The organism is Microvirga tunisiensis (assembly GCF_009296175.1).
In the GTDB taxonomy this organism is placed as follows: Bacteria; Pseudomonadota; Alphaproteobacteria; order Rhizobiales; family Beijerinckiaceae; genus Microvirga; species Microvirga tunisiensis.
Genome location: NZ_VOSK01000087.1, coordinates 1 through 22,823 on the forward strand (window position 1 = coordinate 1; position 22,823 = coordinate 22,823).

The following is a 22,823-nucleotide window of genomic DNA, read 5'->3' on the forward strand; positions in this document are numbered from 1 at the left end:
AGGGCATCAACATAGGCGGCAAACCGCGCCTCGCGCGTCTCTGATGGGATAGGAAGGTTCATCACACGCCTCCGCATGATGGATCTCCCGACTATAGCTCGCCTCGTGAGTTTATGACACAGTAGTATTAGGGAAATGGTCGAGAATGCGCCGCAGCCAAGCCTGGCCGGGTTCCTCGTTCCAGTGCTCCACCGAACCGCCCGGTGTGGTGATCTCGTAGGGACTCATGGAGGCATCGCCCACGAACACGACCCGGTAGTCGGACGGGTAGGTGCGGATCACGTCCAGGGTCGGGATCACCTCGTCGAAGCGGCGGCGGTTCTGCTTCCACAGATTCTCGTAGACGCAGTTATGGAAGTAGAAGTGCTCGAAATGCTTGAATTCGAGACGGGCGGCCGAGAACAGCTCCTCGGCGATCTCGATGTGCCAGTCCATGGAGCCGCCGACATCGAGGAAGAGCAGCACCTTCACGGCGTTGCGGCGCTCGGGCCGCAGGCGCACGTCGAGATAGCCCTTGTGGGCGGTCTCGTGGATCGTCTCGTCCAAGTCGAGTTCTTCCGCCGAGCCGGAGCGGGCGAAACGGCGCAGGCGGCGCAGGGCTATGCGCATGTTGCGCACGCCGAGTTCGACGCTGTCGTCGAAATCCTTGAACTCGCGCTTGTCCCACACCTTCACGGCGCGGAAGTTGCGATTCTTGTCCTGACCGATGCGGATGCCTTCCGGGTTGTAGCCATAGGCGCCGTAGGGCGAGGTGCCGGCGGTGCCGATCCATTTGTTGCCGCCCTGGTGGCGGCCCTTCTGCTCCTTGAGGCGCTCCTTCAGGTTTTCCCAGAGCTTCTCCCAGCCCATGGCCTCGATCTGGTTCCTCTCCTCGTCCGTGAGGTAGCGCTCGGCGAGCTTGCGTAGCCATTCCTCCCGAATGCCGGCCTCGCCGACCGCGTGGCCCATGCTCTCGATGCCCTTGAACACATGGGCGAAGACCTGGTCGAATCGATCGAAATGCCGCTCGTCCTTTACCAGGCAGGTGCGGGACAGATAGTAGAATTCCTCGACGCTCTTATCGGCCAGATCCTGAGCGAGCGCCTCCAGCAGGGACAGGTATTCCCGGAAGGAGACCGGCACCTTGGCTGCGCGCAGCTCTGTGAAGAAGGTCAGGAACATCGGGCCAGTGTCCGGCAACGGCTGAGAAGGTCAATAGGGAGAGCCGGGTTCAGGCCTCGAACGTCATGAGTCCACCTGTGTTGCCTGCTCGGTCATCGCGGGGGAGTGTGCCTTGCCGACACGTCGGCGTGCCTGAAACACGGCTCGATCCGGATCACGGTTCGGGTTGCTCTTCTTGAGGATTTCCCGGAACTCGTCGCGCCGTTCATGGATCGAGGCGATCACCAGCCCCATCGGGACGCCGATGTCGCTGAGAACGGCCTCGCTCAGCTGAAGCGATGCCTCGATGGTTTCCGGGACGGCGTCATCCACGCCGAGTTCGTAGAGCTGGGTGGCGTGGCGAGCGTCGCGGGCGCGGGCCACGATGGTGATCTCGGTGCATTCCTGCCGCGCGGCGGACACGACCGCCTCGATGGAACTTAGGGTGTCGAGGGTGATGACCAGCGCCACCGCCCGGTCGATGCCGCAGGCTCGCAGGAACTCGGGATAGGATCCGTCGCCGTAATAGACCGGCTTGCCGGCCCGCCGCTCCGCCGCAACGCGTGCAGGGTCCAGGTCGATCGCGAGATAGGGCACCTTGTGGCGGTCGAGCATCTCGCCGACGAGCTGCCCGACCCGTCCATACCCGGCGATGATGACCCGTCCGACCTCGTCGCTGGGCGGGGCGATGGTGGCGAGGGGATCGAGCGGCTTGCGAACCTCGAGCTTGCGGCTTAGGCGCTGCCCCAGACGGGCCAGGAGGGGGATCGCGACCATGGTGAGGGTCGTCACGAGGAGGAGGTTCTGACCGATGCCGCTCGGCACGAGGCCGGCGATCATCGCCGCGCCCAGGATCACGAGGGCGAACTCGCCACTGGGCCCCAGGAGAAGCCCGGTCTCCGTCGCCTCCGCCGTGTTGAGGCCGAAATGGCGTCCGAGAGCCACGATGGTCATGCCCTTGATGATCACGACCGTGGCCGCGAGCGAAAGGATCAGCAGCGGCGCTTCGAGAAAGCGGAACAGGTCGAGGCTCATGCCGACCGATACGAAGAATACCCCGAGAAGCAGTCCCTTGAAGGGCTGGATCGTCACATCGACCGCGCGGCGGTATTCGGTCTCGGACAGGAGGATGCCGGCGATGAAGGCGCCGAGCGCCATCGAAAGGCCGCTGACGGCCGCGATCAGGCTGGTCACCATCACGACGAGCAGGCACGCCGCCATGAAGAGCTCGGGGCTTTTCGTCGTCGAGACGAGTTGAAAGAAGGGCCGCAGGATGATGCGGCCGAGGCCGATGATCAGGACCAGCGCAATGCCCGCCTGCAGGAGCAGGACGGCGAAGGACGACAGCGTCACGTCGGGCTTGCTCGTGTCGAGCACCGCGATGGTGAACAGGATCGGCGCCACGAGGAGATCCTGGAACAGCAGGGCCGAGAAGCTGGCGCGCCCGGCCGCCGTATTGAGACGCTTCTGCTCCGCCAGGACCGGAATCACGATGGCCGTCGACGACAGGGCCAGCGCCAGACCGACCACGGTCGCCGCCGTGATCGTTTCGACGGTCTTGAAGGCGTAGAACGCCAGGCCGAGGACGAGGGCTCCCAGAAGGACCTGAAGCGAGCCGAACCCGAAGACTAGCCGCCGCAGGGTGCGAAGACGCTGCCAGGACAGCTCGATGCCGATGGTGAACAGAAGGAAGACCACGCCGAACTCGGCCAGCCGGGACGTTCCCTCCGGATTGGTGAAGGTCAGCCAGTCGACCCAGGGATAGTTCGGGATGAGACGCCCAAGGCCATAGGGTCCCAGCAACGCGCCTGCGGCCAGAAACCCCAGCACCGGGCTGATCTTGAGCCGGTGGAACAGGGGGACGACGATGCCTGCCGTTGCCAGAAAAAGAATGGGTTCCTGATAGGCGTGCAGGTCTATCGCAGCGGCCATTGCTTCCTTCCGGTCAGAGGTATTGTCCTTCTAGGTGCAACTGGTGCGCAAGGGGTTAATGCTGCTCACGGGGGAATGGTGGGCGCGACATGAGCGCATGGGACGGGTGCAGATGTCATTCCCGGCAGCCCGTAGGGCCGGGAATGACACCTCGCCGCCTAATCCAACGTCGCCAAGGCCTGGGCCAGATCGGCCACCAGGTCGTCCGGATGCTCGATGCCGATGGAGACGCGGATCGTCGCGTCGGAGACGCCGAGGCGATCGCGGGTGGCCTTGGGCACGCCGGAATGGGTGGTGGAAGCCGGGTGCGAGATAAGGGATTCCGTGCCGCCCAGGCTCACCGCCAGCTTGAAGACCTGAAGCGCGTTGAGCACGCGGAAGGCTTCCGGTTCTCCGCCCTTCACGTCGAAAGAGAAGGTGGAACCGGGGGCGTCGGACTGAGCCTCGTAAACCTCCTTCGCCCGGGAGCCTTCCGGCAGATAGGCGAGGTGGTGCACCTTCACGATGCTCGGATGCTCGTGCAGGAACTGCGCCACGATCTCCGCATTGCGGTTCGCCGCGCTCATGCGCAGGGCCAGAGTCTCGAGCGAGCGTCCGAGCATCCAGCAGGAATGAGGGTCGAGCTGAGTGCCGATGGCCGAGCGCAGCAGGCGCACCGTCTTCATCAGCTCCTTGGAACCCAGCGCCGCGCCGGCGATCAGGTCCGAGTGGCCGCCCACATACTTCGTCAGCGAATAGACCGAGACGTCCGCCCCGTCCTTGAGCGGCTTCTGGAAAAGGGGGCCGAGAAGGGTGTTGTCACAGACGATCACCGGGCGGTGCCCCTGCGCCTCGCCGATCTCGTCCGCTATGGTCCGCATGAGAGCGATGTCCACCAGGGTGTTGAGCGGGTTCGAGGGCGTCTCGACCATGATGACCGAGACGCGGCCCTTACCTTGAGCCTCTTTCGCCGCCGCCCGGATGCCGGCTTCGTCCACACCGTCGCCGAAGCCGACCGCGCCGATGTTCATGTTGGCCAGCGTCTTGGCGATCAGGGTCTCGGTACCGCCGTAGAGGGGCTGCGAGTGGAGAATCACGTCACCGGGCCGGGCGAAGGCCAGGATCGTCGTCGCGATGGCCGACATGCCCGAGGAGAAGAGGAGCCCTGCCTCCGCCTCCTCGAAGATGGCGAGCCGGTCCTCGACGATCTCGGAATTGGGGTGGTTGAAGCGGGAATAGACGAGACCCGCCGTCTCGCCCTGAGGCGGTTCTCGGCGGCCGGCCACGTAGTCGAAGAATTCCTTGCCGTGCTCGGCGCTGTTGAACACGAAGGTCGAGGTCAGGAAGACCGGAGGCTTCACCGCACCCTCCGACAGGGTCGGGTCGTAGCCGTAGCCCAGCATGAGAGTTTCAGGCTTCAGCTTGTGATTGCCGATTCGGTCCTTGTGGTAGCGGTTGTAAGCCATAGGTCATTGTCCTCCCGGTTTGTTTGTCATGGGCTTATCCTATGAAGGCGATTACCGAAAGGCGGGGGCGGGTTTTCTTGCCGGGCGTAAGGCCCAGTGGGGAAAACCGGGTCCATTTTTCCGCGCGATGCGCTAGGGTCTGGATGAAATCGAGGAATGGTGGGAATGGCGCGTTTGCCGGAACTGAAACCTATGTGGCGACCGAGGACCTGACGGTGGCGGTCAATGCCGCGATCACCCTCGAGCGTCCGCTCCTGGTGAAGGGCGAGCCCGGCACGGGCAAGTCCGTCCTGGCCGAGGAGATCGCCCGTTCCTTGAACGCCCCGCTGCTGACCTGGCACATCAAGTCGACCACCAAGGCCCAGCAGGGGCTATATGAATACGATGCGGTCTCGCGCCTGCGCGACAGCCAGCTCGGCGACAGCCGCGTGTCGGACATCGGCCATTACATCAAGCGCGGTAAGCTGTGGGAGGCCTTTGCCTACAAGACCCGGCCCGTGCTGCTGATCGACGAGATCGACAAGGCCGACATCGAGTTCCCCAACGACCTGCTGCTCGAACTCGACCGCATGGAGTTCTTCGTCTACGAGACCGGCGAGACGGTGAAGGCGGCCCAGCGCCCCATCGTCATCATCACGTCCAACAACGAGAAGGAACTGCCGGACGCATTCCTGCGCCGCTGCTTCTTCCACTACATCAAGTTCCCCGACGCCGACACCATGGCCCGGATCGTCGAGGTGCATTATCCCGGCATCAAGCACCGGCTCGTGGAGGAGGCGCTCAAGATCTTCTTCGACGTGCGCGACGTACCCGGTTTGCGCAAGAAGCCGTCCACCTCGGAGCTGCTCGACTGGCTCAAGCTCCTGCTCTCGGAGGATATCGGCCCCGAAAACTTGCGCGAGCGCGACACGCGCAAGCTCATCCCGCCGCTCCATGGGGCGCTGTTGAAGAACGAGCAGGACGTGAGCCTCTTCGAGAAGCTGGCCTTCATCGCTAGACGGGAAGGGCGCTGATGCTTCGTCTTCTTCTGCTGCGCCACGCCAAGGCTGCCTGGCCCTCAGGCACTCTGGACCTCGACCGTCCCCTCGCCAAGCGGGGACAGGAAGCGGCCCTCGTGATGGGCGATTACCTGAAGAGCGAGCGGCTTGAGCCCGATCTCGTCGTCATCTCGCCCGCGCGGCGGACGCAGGAGACCTGGGAACGGGTCCAGCCTTTCCTCGGCGAGATCGAGACGCGCCGGGACGGGCGGATTTACGAGGCGCCCGTCGGCCGGCTCCTGGAGGTTCTGCGCGGGGTCGAGCCTGAGACCCGCACACTCCTGGTGATCGGCCACAATCCCGGCTTCGAGGAACTCGCAAAGCTCCTCATCGGCGAGGGCGACATGGAGGGGATCCTGCGGCTCGGCCAGAAATATCCGACCGCCGGTCTCGCCGTGATCGATTTTTCCCTGGAGGACTGGGCCGATGTCGCTCACAAGTCGGGCCGGCTCGAACGCTTCGTGACGCCGAAGTCGCTCGGGAATGGCGAGGACGATTAGAGCGTTTTTCGGCCAAGGGGCCGGTTTTCTGCAGGCGCGGATTTCGGTTCGTTCCGAGACGAGCACGGTCCTCGATGGCCGTCCCTCCCTGTCATCACCGGCCTTGTGCCGGTGATCCCGACCCTGTAGAGCGCGGCGCCATTCAGCATCGGGATGGCCGGCACAAGGCCGGCCATGACGGGGAGAGGTTACGATCTTCTTCGAGAGCATCGCGCGGCCCACTGGCGCCCGCACGATGCTCTAGGCGTCTCGCGGCTGCGGAAGATCCAGATACAGCAACTCCTCGTCATGGAAGATGTCGCCGACCCTGATCGCCTTGCGCTCGATGCCGTAAGGCTTGAAGCCGAGACCGTGATAGGTGCGCCGCGCGCTCGCGTTCGCGAGGCCCACGGCCGCCTCGAGCATGATCACATGCCGGGAGGCATGGTCGATCACATGCTGGACCAGAGCTTTCCCGACGCGCTGCTTCCGCCATTCCGGCTTCACGAAGACGCCCCACATCACACCCTTGTGGCGAGCCTTCAACCGCTCATAGACGGCGAAGCCCGCCACGCCGACGAGATCCTTGCCTGCGAAGGCGCCGAAGATCGCATTCGGGTCGGTTGAGGGCATGCGGGCCCTGATCGTCTCGAGCGCAAGCGGCGCCTCTTCCTCGTAGCTGGAACCGAAGGCTTCCGGGCTGGTTCTCAGCGCCTCCAGCCTCAGGGCCTGATAGGCCTGCGCGTCCGACGGCTGCAGAGGTCGGATCTGTATGGTGGCGGACATGAGTTCCTGCGGGTCGGGTGCGTGCGAGCGATCAAAGCAAAAGACTTCGAATCGTGAAAGAGCGCCGGCGTATCCGGCATTGAGACTGAACCTATCGGCCCTACCATCGTTCTGCCTGAAAGCTTTTCCATTGTTGTCGGCCGAAGCGGGGGCTGATCTCCAACATGATGCCTCAGACGATTTTGATGGTCGCCCTCGCGGTGCGCGCGCTCCTGCCGGGCGATGCTCACGAGGCCGGTGAAGCTCCACCGCAGCCCGCTCAGGAAGCCAAGGCCCTGCAGGCCCGTTACGAGCCGGAAAGCCGCGAGGTCAGCAACTGGCGCCGGGAGGCCATGGATGCCCTGGAGCCGAAGCCAGTCGTCGCGATGGCAGCTCTGTTCAAGGCCGAGCGCCCGTTCGTGACCCGCTGCGTGAAGCTCAACAATTACTGGTGCATCAAGAGCGCTCGCTGGAACGGCGAACTCGCGACCGACGGCGAGGGCCATGTGGGCTTCGCTTCCGCCGAGCACGGGGCCGATGCGGCCGCCACCCTGCTGCGGCGGTATTATCTCGAGTTCAACCGCAAGTCCGCCCTGGATATCGTCCGCCGCTGGGCGCCGGCCGAATGCAATGTCGCGACGGGGATCGGCGGCATGGCGATGCTGGCGGTGAGAGGCATCGGCGGCACCGTCCGGGCGCAGTATCTCGCCTCCCGCAGGAAGAAGGGCGGGGCGGTGCGGTATACGGCGAAGGCCGGTCCTGGCGGTAAGCCGGGGCGGGTCTCCATCGTGATCCCGATGACACCGAGGACGCCGCAATTCCGGGTGCCGAGCATCGCCGAGGGCATGGGCGAGAAACCGAAGCCATCCCAGCCGCAGGCCGTGGCCCGTCGCAAACCCATGAAGGAACCGATCGTGACCGCTTCGGCGCCCTCCAAGCCCGCCGCGAAGGTTCAGGTGGCCTCCGCCTGTCCGTCAGAACTGCAGCGCCACCGCAATTATGCGAGCCGGATGGTCGAGGGCCTCGGCCTAAGCCCGAACGACGACCTCAAGCTGTTCGCCGAGGACGGAACGCCACAGCCGAACCTGACCCATGTGATGCTGGCGATGTCGTCCTTCGAGCTCGGAGCTCTGCGCGCGAGCCCCGATCTGGTGGAGGATGCCATCGAGCGGGCCGCCGCCAGATTGAAGGAAGGTGTGAAGGACGAGGAGAGGAAAGCGGACCTCTCGCAGGTGTCGCCACCGCGCGTGGAGCGTTGAAGCCGACTTGCACGTTAGGACTTCAAGCCCCACCTTCAAGCTTGGCTTGAGAGCATTAGGTTCATCTTCGTGTCCGTTATCACCGATCTCGCCTCCCGCGCGGGTTCTGCCGCGCAATCGCTCTGGGAGGCCTCCGGCCAGCTGATCCAGCCCTCCCTCCGCCTTGGCGTCACAGGTCTCGCGCGCTCCGGCAAAACCGTGTTCACCACTGCCCTCGTGCATCATCTCACACGCGGCACGAACCTGCCGGCGTTCCGGGCCTCTGCCGAGGGCCGGATCCGGCGGGCGCATCTGGCGCACCAGCCGGACGACGCGGTGCCGCGCTTCCCGTACGAGGAGCACATGGCGGCGCTCACCGAGAGCCGCCGCTGGCCGCAATCCACCAACCGGATCAGCGAGTTGCGGGTGGATGTTGAATACGAGCGCAAATCCGGCTGGCGCACGGGGCCGGCCTCGCTGGCCCTCGATATCGTGGATTATCCCGGCGAATGGCTGCTCGACCTCGCGCTGCTCGATGCCGGTTACGCGGAATGGTCCCGCCAGACCATCGAGGCGAGCCGCAAGCGCGACCGGGCGGCCACGGCAGGACCCTGGCACGAGACTCTGAAATCCCTTGATCCCGCAGGGTCTTCCGACGAGATGCTCGCATCGAAAGCGAGCGAAGCCTTCAAGGATTATCTCACCGCCCTGCGCGCAGGCTCCGAAGCCGTTGCGACCACGCCCCCGGGCCGCTTTCTCATGCCGGGCGATCTCGCGGGCTCGCCCGCGCTCACCTTCACGCCGCTCGATTTGCCCCAAGGCCGGCCGATTGCTCCGGGCAGTTTCGCGGCTCTCATGGAGAGGCGCTTCGAGGCCTACAAGACCCACGTGGTCCGGCCATTCTTCCGCGACCATTTCCAGCGCATCGACCGCCAGATCGTGCTCGTCGACGTGCTGGCCGCCATCGATGCCGGGCCGGTGGCCCTCGCCGAACTGGAGGACGCTCTCGACCAGGTGCTCATGGCTTTCCGGATCGGGCGCAACACGCTCCTGTCCCGCCTGTTCTCGCCGCGGGCCGACCGGGTCCTGTTCGCGGCCACCAAGGCCGATCACATCCACCATACGGATCACGACCGGCTGGATGCGATCCTGCGCCTTCTCGTGAACCGCGCCTCGCGCCGGACCGAGGCTGCCGGCGCCAGGGTCGGGACAGTGGCGCTCGCCTCCGTGCGCGCCACGCGGGAGACGAGCATCCGCGAGGGCCGCGAGACCTTGCGCGCCGTGGCAGGCATTCCCGAGGCTGGAGAGCGGGTCGGGGACGACATCTTCGACGGCGAGACGGAGGCGGCGATCTTTCCGGGCGAGTTGCCGGAGACGCCGGAAGGCGTGTTCCAGGGAGCCATTCCGCCGGGCTCCTTCCGGTTCCCGCGCTTCCGCCCGCCGAAACTGCCGGTCGATGCGGCAGGCCGCACGGCCAAGATGCCCCATATCCGCCTCGACCGCGCCCTTGAATTCCTGCTGGGGGATCGCTTCGCATGAGCCGCCAACCTCGCGCCTATCGTCTCGACGACCCGAACGTCACGGCCGGCGCCGTGCAGGTGACGGATGAGCCCTTCGACGCCATCGAGGCCGCCGACGGCATCGTGGTGCCCATGGGCGAGAAACGCCGCGCGCCCTGGCTCGGCATCCTGCTCTCCGCCCTGTCCGGCCTCCTTCTGCTGGGGCTCGGGCTCGCGGTCGAGAACCTGATCATCGATCTCTATGCCATCGCGCCCTGGCTCGGCTGGGTGGCGCTGGGGCTCGCTGTCCTGGCCGCGCTGGCTTTTCTCGCCATCATCGGTCGCGAGGTGGCGGGGATCTGGCGCGAGCAGAAGATCGAAAGTCTGCGCGAGGCCGCCATCGACGCCCTCGCGGTCAAGGACCACAGGGCCGCTAAGGGCATCGTCTCCGATCTCCTGAGCCTTTACGGCGGCCGGGCCTCGGCGGCCCAGGGCAGCGCTCGCCTGCGCGGCCTGACCGAGGAGATCATCGATGCGGACGACCGTCTTGCCATTGCCGAGCGCGAGTTGCTGGCGCCCCTCGATCTCCAGGCCAAGCGGGCGATCGCCGGTGCGGCGAAGCAGGTCTCCCTCGTGACGGCCGTGAGCCCCCGGGCCATCGTCGACGTGGCCTTCGTGATCTTCGTGGCGGTCAGGCTCCTGCGGACGCTCGCCCGGATCTATGGCGGCCGGCCGGGCCTGTTCGGATTCCTGCGGCTGGCCAAGGCCGCCTTCAACCACCTCGCGGTGACGGGAGGGATGGCCGTGGGCGACAGCCTCATGCAGCAGGTCCTGGGCTTGGGTCTGGCTGCCCGGATCTCGGCCAAGCTCGGGGAGGGGGTCCTTAACGGCCTGATGACCGCCCGGTTCGGCCTCGCGGCGCTCTCCGTCTGCCGTCCGCTTCCCTTCATCCGCGAGGAGACGCCCAAGATCGGCGACGTGGCCGGAGAGCTGATCAGCCGGGCCGAGGCGGCCGCCTCGTAAAGGTGCGGCAAATCGTTCTGACCCAACCTTTCCAAGGTGCAAAAGAGGGACCTTGGTCTCTTAGACAAATCGATGACACTTAATCTCGTTGTCGCGGACCCTGCTTGCCTATATAGGGGCGCCACGGTTCATCGGGGAAGAACGGCTGAACATGACAGATATCGTGATTGATGAGGGCTATCGTCCGACAGAAGACGAGCCCTTCATGAATGAACGGCAGAGGGAGTATTTCAGGCGCAAGCTGATCCGTTGGAAGCACGACATCCTCAAAGAGGCTCAGGAAACCCTCGCCACCTTGCAGAGCGAGAACGAGAATCATCCTGACCTCGCGGATCGCGCCTCCTCGGAAACGGATCGCGCCATCGAACTTCGCGCCAGGGATCGCCAGCGCAAGCTCATTGCCAAGATCGATGCCGCCCTCTCGCGGATCGAGGACGGCAGCTACGGCTATTGCGAGGAGACGGGGGACCCGATCTCTCTCAAGCGCCTGGAGGCCCGTCCCATCGCAACGCTTTCGTTGGAGGCGCAGGAGCGCCACGAGCGAAACGAGCGGGTCTACCGGGACGACTGAAGCTCTCACCGCCATCAAATCGAAAGGGCTCCGCAAGCGGAGCCCTTTTTCTTTTCGCCTCAGGATGGCCGAGGCGCCTCAGCCCTTCTTGCTCGGATCGAGCGGACGTCCGAGAAGCCGGGCGAACTCCGCCTCGATATCCTCGACCGAGAACGGGTCGGTCGGCTTCTGATCTGCCGCAGGCGCTTCCTTGGCCTGAGGCGGCAACGGGGCCGTCACGGGCGGGGAAGGCGGAACAGGGCGGACGGGCTCCGGAGCTGGAGCGGGCTTGGCCGGCGGGGCGGCGTCCGGTACCTCTGCGAGATCCTCTTCGTCCCGCCCTTTGTCAAAAACGGCGACATGGTCCGCATCGGCCGGAATCAGCCCGAGAATCTCCTCCTCGTCCCTGACATCCTCAGGTTCCGCCGGGGCTGCGACAGGTGCCGGAGACATCGGGGAAACCGGGGGAGGGGGAACAGGGATCGCCGGGCGCTTCAGTGCCTCTTCGAGCTGCTTTGCCATATCCGACAGGAGACCCGCATCGGGTGCCGGCCGCTCAGAGGGGACCGGTCTGTCCACCGGTGCCGGCTCGGGCGCCCGGACCGGTTCCGGCGGCACCGGAGGGGCGGGGGGACCGGGAGTCGGCCGGGACTGGAACGGCGGAGGCGTGAAGGCCGGGCGTGGCTCAGGACGCTCCACCACGGGCGCGGGAGCGGGTGGAGTGTTCTGGGAGGTATCCTGGCGGGAGGTATCCTGGAAGGAGGGTGTCCTCGCCTCGGCGCGCAGGCCCTGGATGGCGGGGGCGGCCGAGACGGCAACGGCGTCGGGCTTCAGCACGGGCTCCGGATAGGCCGGAATTGGGGCGCTCACCGTGGCGACAGGTGCGAGTTCCTGATCGATGTCGGACTCGTCCGAGGGACGCCGCACGAAGGCGCCGAGCTGGGCCGCGAGCTGGCTCTCGATGGAGGGGCGGCCGTTGGGCTCGACCTGCGGGGGACGGGGAGCCTGATCCAATGTCGGCTCGAAGCGTTCCACACCCGTGTCGTTGGACGGAGCGGGAATGCGGGCGCCGGCGACGCGAATGATGTTGGTCTCGATCACCACATCATTGGGGCCACCGATGAGAAGAAGGTGCTCGACGTTGTCGCGACGCAGAAGAAGAAGCTGCCTCTGCCGGTCGAGAGCGTAGACGTCGACGATGCCGAGCCGCGGCTGACGGCTGCCGCGGCCGCGATCGCTGCCCGGCATCATCAGGCGGGCGCCTGTCAGCTTGCGGAAGACTACACCGAAGAGCACGAGCAGGATCAGAATGATCGCGAATGCAATCGCGAATTGGACTGCTCGTGACGCTTCGATACCGAAAAGAGATGACACGATGTACTCTCAAGTGTTTGCAGGCCTATACAGGCCAGTTCTGTGGTGGTTGTACCACATTGGCCGTCAAAGCCAGCGGCAAGGTTAACAGATGGTTAACGCATGCTGGCTTCAGCGAACGGGCATGTGGATGAGGAACGGTCCTCAACGATGGCACCAAAATGGGTCTGTTCGCGACTTCATCAAGGAAAATAGGGATTTCCTATGGCGAAATCGTCCTGCAACGGCTTCACTTGACCAGTTGAGCCCTTGCATCCGCTCATGGCTCCGCCTTAGAGGTCGATCAATAATTAGCATGTAAGATGAGCGACAAAGATCAAGCGGCTGGCTGCAACGTTGCAGTCGGTGCCGTAAGGCACATCCGCCTCCGTTGAGGATGTTGACATTCCATGGCTTACGAGGGCGACACGCCAAAGGGCTCGGCCATCGACCGTTCTGACCGCCACGGCCATATCGGATGGGTCCTGCTTCTGGCCGGCGTCCTGGTCGGCGCGACCTTGAGCCTGCGTTTCCTCGGCATGGAGCAGACTCAGCCTCTGATCCTCGGACTTCTTGCCTTCTTCGCCATGGCTGGCGTCTTCTTCCTTTTCGCCATGGCGATCGGCGTCGTTCAATTTTCAGGGCAGACGACGCGCAACGATATCACCAAGCTCATGGCCGATACATCGGGCGACGGTCTCGTGGTGATCGAGGATGACGGGCGCATCACCTATGCCAACGAGTCCTATCTTTCCTTCGCAGGATTGCAGGGCGGGGAGGTGCGTCCCGTGGAGCGCCTGTTCATGGGCGCGCCCGAGGTTTCGGAGGCGATCTATCGCTTGGCTCAGGCCACGCGCGAGCATCGCACGGGCTCCGAGGAAATCCGCCTTTCGCCCTCGTTGAACGGCGCTCAGGAATTCGGCTGGTATCGCGTGCGCGTGCGCCCGGTACCGCGCCCTAACGGACGGCAGGCGGCGCTCTGGACCATCTGTGAGGTCACGCACGAGCGCGAGCGCCAGGAAAACGTCTTCCAGGAACTCCAGCACGCCATAGACTATCTCGATCACGCCCCGGCGGGATTCCTGTCGGTCGATCCCGAGGGCTCGATCATCTACCTGAATGCGACCCTCGCCTCGTGGCTCGATTACGATCTCGCCCAGGTCGGCTCGGGAGGATTGAGCCTCACCGACATCGTGCCTCGCGATGTGGTGTCATTGATGGTGTCGTTCTCCGGCGAGCCGGGCAGCGTGCGCACGGAGACGTTCGATCTCGACCTGCGTCGCCGCAACGGCCAGTTCCTCCCGGTGCGCCTCTATCACCGCATCGCTTTCGGGCAGGACGGCCGGATGGGCGCTTCCCGGACGCTCGTTCTCAACCGCTCTGCGGGAGGAGAGGTCGACGAGGGACAGCGTGCCGCCGAAGTGCGCTTTGCCCGGTTCTTCAACAACACTCCCATTGCCATCGCGACGGTCAATCAGGCCGGTCGGATCGTCCATGCCAATGCACCCTTCTCCAAGCTGTTCGGCACGCTTGCGCGCACGGGTGAGGGCGGTGCCAACGGGGCATCCATCCTCGACACGTTCCGCGAGCGCGGGCCCATCGAGGCCGCCCTCAAGGCGGCGGCGGAGAACAAGGGGGACATTTCGCCCCTGGAGCTTCAGACTGCGGGAGAAAACGGCGGCTCCGTCCGCGTCTGGGTGACGCCGGTCGGGGACACGGGAGCGGAAGGCGAGACGGCGATTCTTTACGCTCTCGACACCACCGATTTCCGTAAGGTGGAAGAGCAGCTCGCCCAATCGCAGAAGATGAATGCGGTGGGGCAGCTCGCGGGCGGCGTCGCGCACGACTTCAACAACGTGCTGCAGGCGATCATCGGCTACAGCGATCTGCTTCTTGCCAACCACCGGCCGACCGATCCGTCCTTTCAGGACATCATGCAGATCAAGCAGAACGCGAACCGGGCTGCGAGCCTGGTGCGCCAGCTGCTCGCGTTCTCCCGCCGTCAGACTTTGCGGCCGGAGGTTCTGAACCTCAACGACCGGCTCTACGATCTCTCCATGCTTCTGAAGCGCCTGCTCGGCGAGCGCGTGGAACTGGATCTGAGCCATGGCCGCGACCTCTGGTTCGTGAAGGCGGACGTGAACCAGTTCGAGCAGGTGGTGGTGAACCTCGCCGTCAACGCGCGCGATGCCATGCCCAACGGCGGCAAGCTCGCGATCCGCACCGCGAATGTTTCGGCAACGGAGGCTGCTCGCCTCAACGTGAGCGCGATGCCGCCGGCCGATTACGTGGTGGTCGAGGTGTCCGATACGGGCTCGGGCATGACGGCGGAGGTTCTGGAAAAGATCTTCGAGCCGTTCTTCACCACCAAGGAAGTGGGCAAGGGCACGGGCTTGGGCCTTTCCACCGTCTTCGGCATCGTCAAGCAATCGGGCGGCTATATCGACGTGAATTCGAAGCCCGGCGAGGGCACGACCTTCAGCATCTACCTGCCGCGCCATATCCCGGACGTTCAGGAGGTCCCCGAGGAAACGAAGGCGGATGTGCCCAAGAAGCCCGCGGCCGACATGACCGGCCAGGGCACCATTCTCCTCGTGGAGGACGAGGATCCGGTCCGCGCCGTCAATGCCCGGGCGCTTTCCGCCCGTGGCTATACGGTGCTGGAGGCCGAATCCGGCATTGCGGCGCTGGAGATCATCCAGGAACGGGGTGCTCCCGTCGATCTCGTGGTCTCCGACGTGGTCATGCCGGAGATGGATGGCCCGACCCTGCTCGGCGAACTGCGCAAGCTCTATCCGGACCTCAAGGTGATCTTCGTCTCCGGTTACGCGGAAGAAGCCTTCCGCAAGAACCTGCCGGAAGGGGAGGATTTCAACTTCCTGCCCAAGCCCTTCAGTCTGCGCCAGCTGGTCGAGACCGTGAAGCAGGTGATCGGGCAGTAAGTCTCTGAATTAACTATATTTTAATCCTGCGGCATCGTGACCTGCACGAGATCTGTGAATTCCCGAACGAGAACGAAAAAAGAACTTGTAAGGGGGAACAAAGTGAGTACATATATTCTCTCAACACCGCGTTGAGATTCACTCCTCCTCCATGCCATAAGGATGTTAAGTCATGTCACAGTCCTCATTGAGACTGGTGGAAAGCTCATCAATGGATAAAGAAAAAACGAAAGCTCTCGACGCGGCGCTCTCCCAGATCGAGCGCGCCTTCGGCAAGGGTTCGATCATGCGGCTCGGCAAAGGCCAGCAGCCCGTGGAGATCGAAACCATCTCGACGGGTTCCCTCGGGCTCGATATCGCGCTTGGCGTCGGCGGCCTGCCGCGCGGCCGCATCGTCGAGATCTACGGGCCGGAATCCTCGGGTAAGACGACGCTGGCCCTGCACACCATCGCCGAGGCCCAGAAGAAGGGCGGCGTCTGCGCCTTCGTCGACGCGGAGCATGCGCTCGATCCGGTCTATGCCCGCAAGCTCGGTGTGAACCTGGACGATCTTCTGATCTCTCAGCCCGACACGGGCGAGCAGGCACTCGAGATCTGCGACACCCTGGTGCGCTCCGGCGCCATCGACGTGCTCGTCATCGACTCGGTGGCGGCGCTGACCCCTAAGGCCGAACTCGACGGCGAGATGGGCGACGTGCAGCCGGGTCTCCAGGCCCGCCTCATGAGCCAGGCCCTGCGCAAGCTCACCGGCTCGATCTCCCGATCGAAGACCATGGTGGTCTTCATCAACCAGATCCGCATGAAGATCGGCGTCATGTATGGCTCGCCGGAGACCACCACGGGCGGCAACGCTCTGAAGTTCTATGCGTCCGTCCGTCTCGACATTCGCCGTGTCTCGACCCTGAAGGATCGTGACGATCCGATCGGAAACTCGGTCCGCGTCAAGGTCGTCAAGAACAAGGTTGCTCCGCCCTTCAAGCAGGTCGAATTCGACATCATGTTCGGCGAGGGCGTCTCCAAGGTGGGCGAACTCATCGATCTCGGCGTCAAGGCCGGCATCGTCGAGAAGTCCGGCGCCTGGTTCTCCTACGACAGCCAGCGCCTCGGTCAGGGCCGCGAGAACTCGAAGCAGTTCCTACGCGACAACCCCGAGGTTGCGGACAAGATCGAAGGTCTCATCCGCCAGAATGCAGGCCTCCTGGCCGACCGTATCTTGGAGCAGGCAACCCCGACCGCCGACGATCTGGACGAAGGCTCCGCCGAATAATGCATGGTCCGGATAATTGGAATCCGGTCATTCGATAAGGCCATGCACGAAAGAGGTTTGCTCTCCTTCAAGGGCAAAGAGAGGCCGTCGCGAGAGATTGCGGCGGTCTTTTCATTGTTCTCCTCACCGGGACGCTGTCCTCCCGGCGGCGCGGCAGAACCCCGGATCGCCTGTCCGGGTCCAGGAGGACGAGAGGTATTAGACGACACGCCGCCTCGACAGCGCGGGCGCGGGCGGCTAAAACCGGCCACCACCAAGACCTTGACGGGCCTTTAGGCCCCTTACCCGAAGTTTGAGAACCCATGAGCGGCGTCAACGAAATCCGGTCGGCCTTCCTCGATTACTTTGCCAAGAACGGCCATGCGGTCGTGGCCTCGAGCCCCCTCGTGCCGCGCAACGACCCGACCTTGATGTTCACGAATGCCGGCATGGTGCAGTTCAAGAACGTCTTCACGGGCGTCGAGAAGCGGCCCTACAGCACGGCCACGACGTCGCAGAAATGCGTGCGCGCCGGCGGCAAGCACAACGATCTCGACAATGTGGGCTACACCGCGCGCCACCACACCTTCTTCGAGATGCTCGGCAACTTCTCGTTCGGCGATTACTTCAAGGAGCGCGCCATCGAGCTTGCCTGGGGTCTGATCACCAAGGAATTCGACCTTCCGAAGGACAAGCTCCTCGTCACCGTCTATCACGACGACGACGAGGCCGCGAACCTGTGGAAGAAGATCGCCGGCTTCTCGGATTCCAAGATCATCCGCATCCCGACCTCGGACAACTTCTGGCAGATGGGCGATACCGGCCCCTGCGGCCCGTGCTCGGAGATCTTCATCGACCAGGGCGAGAGCCTCTGGGGCGGCCCTCCCGGCAGCCCGGAGGAGGACGGCGACCGGTTTCTCGAGTTCTGGAACCTCGTGTTCATGCAATACGAGCAGATCGAGCCCGGCAACCGCATCGGCCTGCCCAGGCCCTCTATCGACACCGGCATGGGCCTGGAGCGCATCGCCGCGATCATGCAGGGCGTGCACTCGAACTACGACACGGATCTCTTCCGCACGCTCATCGAGGCCGTAGCGCATGCCACCGGCGTGGCGCCCGAGGGCGACCGCAAGGCCTCGCACCGGGTGATCGCCGATCACCTGCGGACCTCCTGCTTCCTCGTGGCCGATGGGGTGCTGCCCTCAAACGAGGGCCGCGGCTACGTGCTCCGCCGCATCATGCGCCGCGCCATGCGCCATGCGCAGCTCCTCGGCGCCAAGGACCCGCTGATGTACCGCCTCGTGCCAGCCCTCGTGCGTGAGATGGGGCAGGCCTATCCGGAGCTGATCCGCGCCGAGGCGCTGATCACCGAGACGCTGAAGCTGGAGGAGACCCGCTTCCGCAAGACCCTGGAGCGCGGCCTCTCGATCCTCGACGAGGAGACCCGAGCGCTGACGAAGGGACAGAACCTCTCCGGCGATACGGCCTTCACCCTCTACGATACTTATGGCTTCCCGCTCGATCTCACGCAGGACGCGTTGAAGCCCCGCGGCATCGGCGTCGATACGGACGCCTTCAACGCCGCCATGGGGCGCCAGCGCGAGAAGGCGCGCGCGGCCTGGTCCGGTTCGGGCGAGGCGGCGACGGAGACCGTGTGGTTTTCCGTCAAGGAACGTGCAGGCGCGACCGAGTTTCTGGGGTACGACACCGAAACCGCCGAAGGCATCGTGCTGGCTCTCCTCAAGGACGGCCAGGAGGTGACGGAGCTCAAGGCCGGTGAGACCGGCCTCGCGGTCCTCAACCAGACTCCGTTCTATGGCGAATCCGGCGGTCAGGTCGGCGATACCGGCGTGATGCAGGGCGAGGGCGCCCGCGTGTTCGTGACCGGCACCGAGAAGAAGCTGGGCGACCTGTTCGTGCACCATGTCACTGTGGAGCACGGCTCCCTGAAGCTCAATCAGTCGCTGGAGCTGATCGTCGATCACGAGCGCCGCTTCGCGGTGCGCTCCAACCATTCGGCGACCCATCTTCTGCACGAGGCCCTGCGCCAGGTGCTCGGCGATCACGTGGCCCAGAAGGGCTCGCTGGTGGCACCCGACCGCCTGCGCTTCGACTTCAGCCATCCGAAGCCCATCGAGGATGCGGAACTCAACCAAGTCGAGGAGATCGCCAACAAGGTGCTGCTCCAGAACGAGCCGGTCATCACCAAGCTCATGGCGGTGGACGAGGCCATCGAATCCGGCGCCCGCGCGCTGTTCGGGGAGAAGTACGGCGACGAGGTTCGCGTCGTTTCCATGGGCAAGGGCGAGACCAACAAGACGTTCTCGGTGGAGCTCTGCGGCGGCACGCATGTGAACCGTACAGGCGATATCGGCGTCATCACCATCGTGGGCGAGAACGCGGTTGCGGCAGGCGTCCGCCGCGTCGAGGCCATGACGGGCGATGCCGCGCGCCGCTACCTCGCCGAGGAGAGCCGCAAACTGCGCGAGGTCGCGAACATTCTCAAGACTCCGGTGGATGAGGTCTCCTCACGCCTCACGGCCCTTTTGGAAGAGCGCCGCAAGCTGGAGCGCGATCTGGCCGAAGCGCGCCGCAAGCTTGCCATGGGCGGCGGTGGAGGCGAGGGCGATCCGGTCAAGGACGTCGCCGGTATCAAGCTCATGGCCCGCGCGGTCACCGGCGTCGAGATGAAGGATCTCAAGAGCCTCGCCGACGAGGGCAAGAAGCGCCTCGGCTCCGGCGTCGTCGCCATTGTCGGCGTCGCCGAGGACGGCAAGGCGGGGATCGTCGTCGGCGTCACCGAGGACCTGACGGCGAAAGTCGATGCGGTCGCCCTCGTGCGCGTCGGCTCGGAAAAGCTCGGCGGCAAGGGCGGCGGCGGACGCCGCGACATGGCCCAGGCCGGCGGCCCCGATGGGGGGCAGGCGGAAGCCGCGCTCGCCGCCATCGAAGCGGCTCTGGCGGCAGCCTGATCGGTGAACTGAAAACGATCCCGGGGGCGAAAGCCGACCCGGGATCTCGCTCAGGACCCGGCGCTTGAAACGCGACACTGTCATCCCCGCGCAGGCGGGGATCCCTGACCATACCGTTTCAAGGATTGGCGAGCGGCGTCGCGCGTCGTCCTGCCCTGTCGGCGTCAATGGTTCCCGGGCCCCGCTTTCGCGGCCGCGGGATGACAGCGGGAGACTCACGCCTCAATCGTGATCCGGATGCTGGCGCGAGGTCATGCGCTTCATCTCATCCGGAGAGGCGCCATCCTCCGTCCGTTCGCCGGGCAGGGTATGCAGCATTTCGAACACCGGGATCTTGCTCTCGATCCCATACTGGATCTCGGGCGTGATCCGGCCCGGATCGTCGAGGCTGCCGATCGAGACGGTGATGCGATCCCGATCGACGTAACCAAAGGTCAAAGGCGTACCGCAATCCCGGCAGAAACCACGCTCCACAGCCTCCGAACTCTTGAAGATGCCCGGCTTCCCCGTCGTCCAGACCAGATCCTTTCGCGGCACGCCCGTGAGCGGCGCGAAGTAATTGCCGAAGGCCTTCTGGCACATGCGGCAATGGCAGATGCTGGCATGGGTCGGCTCGGACATCAGCGCGTAGCGGACCGTGCCGCACTGGCAGCCACCGGTCATGACTGACTTCCTGGCGTTGGTCATGGTATGTCCTCTGACTTGATCGATCAGCTGGATCCAATGACTCCGGTATCAACGTGATCCGCCGAATCGGCTGGGCTGGAACTGGCAGTTTATGGAAATGATGCAGTATTTCGACGGTTCATCAACACCTTCGGAACCGCCAAAGTGACCCGGGCGGATGGTTCTGCTGCAGCTTCCGAAAACCACCTTTCACCGGCGCGCCGGCTGCTCGTGATCCATAACCCGACGGCTGGACGGACAGAGCGTCGGCATCTCGCGGCCGTTTTGAGCGAAATCGAGAAGCAAGGGGCTCAGTTCAGGCTGCGGGAAACGGCAAGCGCTGGCGATGCCGAGCACGTGGCACGGGATTGCGGCCCCGATATCGACGTGGCGGTGGTGGCAGGCGGCGACGGGACGATCAACGAGGCGATCAACGGATTGATGGCGCGGGAGCAGTTACCGCTGCCGGCGTTGGGAATCATCCCCATCGGCACCACCAACGTGCTGTCGCGGGACCTGCGAATTCCAAGACAAGCCGATGTCCTGGCGCGCCTCCTGGCCCATGGGCAAACTCGGGATATTCATGTCGGCTGCGCGAACGGGCGATACTTCTCGCTCATGTGCGGTGTCGGGATGGATGCGCATATCGTCAATCGCACCAGTCTTCGATTGAAGAAAAAGATCGGCAAGCTGGCGTACGTCGTACAGGGTCTGCGCGAGCTCGTGGCCGGGGTGCCGCGTCGCTACCGGGTCGAGATCGATGGATCGGAGGTCGTGGAAGCAAGCTCCGTCATCGTGGCGAAGAGCCGGTTCTACGGCGGCGAGTTTCAGCTTGCTCCGCAAGCCGCCATCGGCACGCCCGAACTCCAGGTCTGTCTCTTCCTGCGCGGCGGGCGGTTGAGCACGCTCATCTACATCATCGGCATGGGGACAGGACATCTCGACCGCATGCCGGGCTATCGGACGGCGGCGGCCCGAAAGGTCAGCATCGTTGGCCATGACGGTGAACCCTTCCAGTTGGATGGAGATTGCCAAGGCTGCCTGCCTCTCGACATCGGTGTGGGCGAGCGTCCGCTGCCGGTCATCGCACCTTGAGAAAGGGTGATTTCGCAAGGAAGGATTAGGTCGGCGGTGCCCAAGCATCCTCAGCCAAGGCAAACCATAGTCCCCCTGGATCCTCGTCCTGCGCGCTGTTCGCCAGCCATTCGCGGATTACGTTCTCAACGATCTCTTCGGGCCGCGAGCCATACTGCCGCTGCACGATCCAATCGTGCGGTCCGTCAGGACCGCCGCCAAAAACCGGCACTGCGCCACGCGATAGAAGTTCAACAACGCAGCGGCGGACATAATCAGTCAACGCATCCCCTTCGAGATCGAAACCATTGCGTCCTCCCGGCACGATCTGCTACATACCCACGGCATCAATCGGCAGCTCATTAGCCACCTGCACGATGTAGTCGCTCATCGTCTCCCCAGACCTCTTTTCGCGTGGCTCGTCATTCATTTCTTATGAACCTTGTCGCCATTGTTAATTGTAGCGTGGCTCGTCTGAATGATATCAATAGTCATTCCGTTCCGCTCGCTTCTTCGAAGACGGAATACGGAACCGTCCGGTCTTTGGTACCATAACCTGCGATAACCTGGCGGTACGGGAATTGGCTGCGCTCCTAAGCTTAGAACATCGAGTAAGTCTCTGAATTCTGACTGGCTAACTGTACGAGTGCCAATTGAAGCCCTTCCGTCACGAGTTCCGATAAGCGATCCTCTAGGCAGAAGCACTTCATTGAGAGATTGCGCCCTGACTTCTCCGACACCAAGCTCTCGCAAACGCGCAGTCGCTTGCTGCGCTTCCGACTGGTTGGCTAGGATCTGTCCCTCAATACTCTCATAGAGGCTGGGCCTAGGCTTCCAGGTCGGATCCTGCCGCTGCACCTCGCGAACCAGCGCACGGGCCTGAGCAGCCGTGATATCCAAGCGTTCTTCTTGAGCAGGCGTAGCCTCATATGCTCGGTCAGCAATGATGCGGTAGCCGCCCGGAAGTCGGCGCGGTCTGAGCTGCGCGTATTCCGACCGTGGCCCAACCCCGCTGCTACCTCCGCCCGTCCATCGTCTGCCCTCGGGATCGCCGGCAGGGACCCTGGGCTGGTTCGGGTTGTACTGCTTGCGCGCCCTTGCGATGAGAAGCCGCCGCGGCTCCAACTGGGCAACCGCAAACGCATGACGGGCCGTCAGCAAGTCACTCAGTGAACCAGCGGATCGAAGCATCCTAATTTACTTCTCCTACATCATTCATGGATGTATCGTTAGAACAAAATATGAACATTGTCAAGCTTCGATGAGTGCGCCTGAATAGCAAAAGCCCGGCGCGGGGCCGGGCTCTGTTCTTTCCTTCGTGCGATGATGAGGCCGTTTACGCCGCCATTTCTTTTTTGAGGTTTTCGTCGATTTTGTCGAGGAATCCGGTGGTGGAGAGCCACTTCTGCTCGGCGCCGACCAGGAGTGCCAGGTCCTTGGTCATGAAGCCGGCCTCGACCGT

16 protein-coding genes and 2 pseudogenes are annotated in these 22,823 nt (G+C 64.1%); 10 read left to right on the forward strand and 8 right to left on the reverse strand.

The features are described 5' to 3' along the window. Nucleotides 1–126: 126 nt before the first annotated feature. From FS320_RS19890 to FS320_RS19900, 3 genes and pseudogenes are all read right to left on the reverse strand, one after another. A pseudogene (locus tag FS320_RS19890) lies at nucleotides 127–1,161 on the reverse strand (vWA domain-containing protein); the annotation flags it as partial. 63 nt (nucleotides 1,162–1,224) lie between these two features. Then, nucleotides 1,225–3,072, reverse strand: a complete 1,848-nt coding sequence (locus tag FS320_RS19895) for a cation:proton antiporter domain-containing protein (protein ID WP_152713624.1) — start codon at nucleotides 3,070–3,072, stop codon at nucleotides 1,225–1,227. Nucleotides 3,073–3,230: 158 nt separating this feature from the next. Then, nucleotides 3,231–4,517, reverse strand: a complete 1,287-nt coding sequence (locus FS320_RS19900; protein WP_152713626.1) for a cystathionine gamma-synthase family protein — start codon at nucleotides 4,515–4,517, stop codon at nucleotides 3,231–3,233. 143 nt (nucleotides 4,518–4,660) lie between these two features. On the opposite strand from FS320_RS19900, the gene FS320_RS19905 reads away from it, so the two are divergent. Further along, a complete protein-coding gene (locus FS320_RS19905; protein ID WP_152713627.1) occupies nucleotides 4,661–5,530 on the forward strand; it encodes an AAA family ATPase in 870 nt (289 codons plus the stop codon). Continuing rightward, a complete protein-coding gene (locus FS320_RS19910) occupies nucleotides 5,530–6,054 on the forward strand; it encodes a SixA phosphatase family protein (RefSeq protein WP_152713629.1) in 525 nt (174 codons plus the stop codon). The genes FS320_RS19905 and FS320_RS19910 overlap by 1 nt, the downstream gene beginning before the upstream one ends. Nucleotides 6,055–6,294: 240 nt before the next feature. Here FS320_RS19910 and FS320_RS19915 read toward each other — a convergent pair whose 3' ends face one another. Beyond that, nucleotides 6,295–6,819, reverse strand: a complete 525-nt coding sequence (locus tag FS320_RS19915) for a GNAT family N-acetyltransferase (protein ID WP_152713631.1) — start codon at nucleotides 6,817–6,819, stop codon at nucleotides 6,295–6,297. 164 nt (nucleotides 6,820–6,983) lie between these two features. On the opposite strand from FS320_RS19915, the gene FS320_RS19920 reads away from it, so the two are divergent. From FS320_RS19920 to dksA, 4 genes are all read left to right on the forward strand, one after another. Beyond that, nucleotides 6,984–8,057 (forward strand): hypothetical protein, encoded by a 1,074-nt coding sequence (locus tag FS320_RS19920; RefSeq protein WP_152713633.1) that lies wholly within the window; start codon nucleotides 6,984–6,986, stop codon nucleotides 8,055–8,057. Nucleotides 8,058–8,126: 69 nt separating this feature from the next. Continuing rightward, nucleotides 8,127–9,575 carry a YcjX family protein gene (locus FS320_RS19925; RefSeq protein WP_162003111.1) on the forward strand — a complete coding sequence of 483 codons (1,449 nt, stop codon included), beginning with the start codon at nucleotides 8,127–8,129 and terminating at the stop codon, nucleotides 9,573–9,575. Continuing rightward, nucleotides 9,572–10,558, forward strand: a complete 987-nt coding sequence (locus tag FS320_RS19930; protein ID WP_152713635.1) for a YcjF family protein — start codon at nucleotides 9,572–9,574, stop codon at nucleotides 10,556–10,558. Before FS320_RS19925 ends, FS320_RS19930 begins: the two co-directional genes overlap by 4 nt. 151 nt (nucleotides 10,559–10,709) lie before the next feature. Continuing rightward, complete coding sequence (gene dksA / locus FS320_RS19935; RefSeq protein ID WP_152713637.1) at nucleotides 10,710–11,129, forward strand: RNA polymerase-binding protein DksA; 420 nt, start codon at nucleotides 10,710–10,712, stop codon at nucleotides 11,127–11,129. Between the two features lie 78 nt (nucleotides 11,130–11,207). On the opposite strand, the gene FS320_RS19940 is transcribed toward dksA, so the two are convergent. Beyond that, on the reverse strand, nucleotides 11,208–12,482 hold the full coding sequence (locus FS320_RS19940) for a hypothetical protein (RefSeq protein ID WP_338105417.1): 1,275 nt from the start codon (nucleotides 12,480–12,482) through the stop codon (nucleotides 11,208–11,210). 389 nt (nucleotides 12,483–12,871) lie between these two features. Here FS320_RS19940 and cckA point away from each other — a divergent pair, with 389 nt between their 5' ends. The 3 genes from cckA to alaS all read left to right on the forward strand — a co-directional run bounded on the left by cckA (nucleotide 12,872) and on the right by alaS (nucleotide 19,621). Beyond that, complete coding sequence (cckA, locus tag FS320_RS19945; RefSeq protein WP_152713639.1) at nucleotides 12,872–15,403, forward strand: cell cycle histidine kinase CckA; 2,532 nt, start codon at nucleotides 12,872–12,874, stop codon at nucleotides 15,401–15,403. Nucleotides 15,404–15,575: 172 nt separating this feature from the next. After that, nucleotides 15,576–16,670, forward strand: a complete 1,095-nt coding sequence (gene recA / locus FS320_RS19950; protein WP_152713641.1) for a recombinase RecA — start codon at nucleotides 15,576–15,578, stop codon at nucleotides 16,668–16,670. A 302-nt stretch (nucleotides 16,671–16,972) separates the two neighbouring features. Next, nucleotides 16,973–19,621 (forward strand): alanine--tRNA ligase, encoded by a 2,649-nt coding sequence (gene alaS / locus FS320_RS19955; RefSeq protein WP_152713643.1) that lies wholly within the window; start codon nucleotides 16,973–16,975, stop codon nucleotides 19,619–19,621. Nucleotides 19,622–19,843: 222 nt separating this feature from the next. Here the strand turns inward: alaS and FS320_RS19960 are convergent, their stop codons facing one another. Continuing rightward, nucleotides 19,844–20,284 carry a GFA family protein gene (locus tag FS320_RS19960; protein ID WP_244627243.1) on the reverse strand — a complete coding sequence of 147 codons (441 nt, stop codon included), beginning with the start codon at nucleotides 20,282–20,284 and terminating at the stop codon, nucleotides 19,844–19,846. A gap of 168 nt (nucleotides 20,285–20,452) precedes the next feature. On the opposite strand from FS320_RS19960, the gene FS320_RS19965 reads away from it, so the two are divergent. Then, the gene (locus tag FS320_RS19965; RefSeq protein WP_162003112.1) at nucleotides 20,453–21,382 is read left to right on the forward strand and encodes a YegS/Rv2252/BmrU family lipid kinase; all 930 of its coding nucleotides are present in this window, start codon (nucleotides 20,453–20,455) and stop codon (nucleotides 21,380–21,382) included. A gap of 25 nt (nucleotides 21,383–21,407) precedes the next feature. Here FS320_RS19965 and FS320_RS48055 read toward each other — a convergent pair whose 3' ends face one another. Then, nucleotides 21,408–21,644, reverse strand: coding sequence for a hypothetical protein (locus tag FS320_RS48055; protein ID WP_244627244.1), 237 nt, complete (start codon nucleotides 21,642–21,644; stop codon nucleotides 21,408–21,410). A gap of 1,053 nt (nucleotides 21,645–22,697) precedes the next feature. Beyond that, nucleotides 22,698–22,823 (reverse strand): annotated as a pseudogene (locus tag FS320_RS19980) (NADP-dependent isocitrate dehydrogenase); the annotation flags it as partial.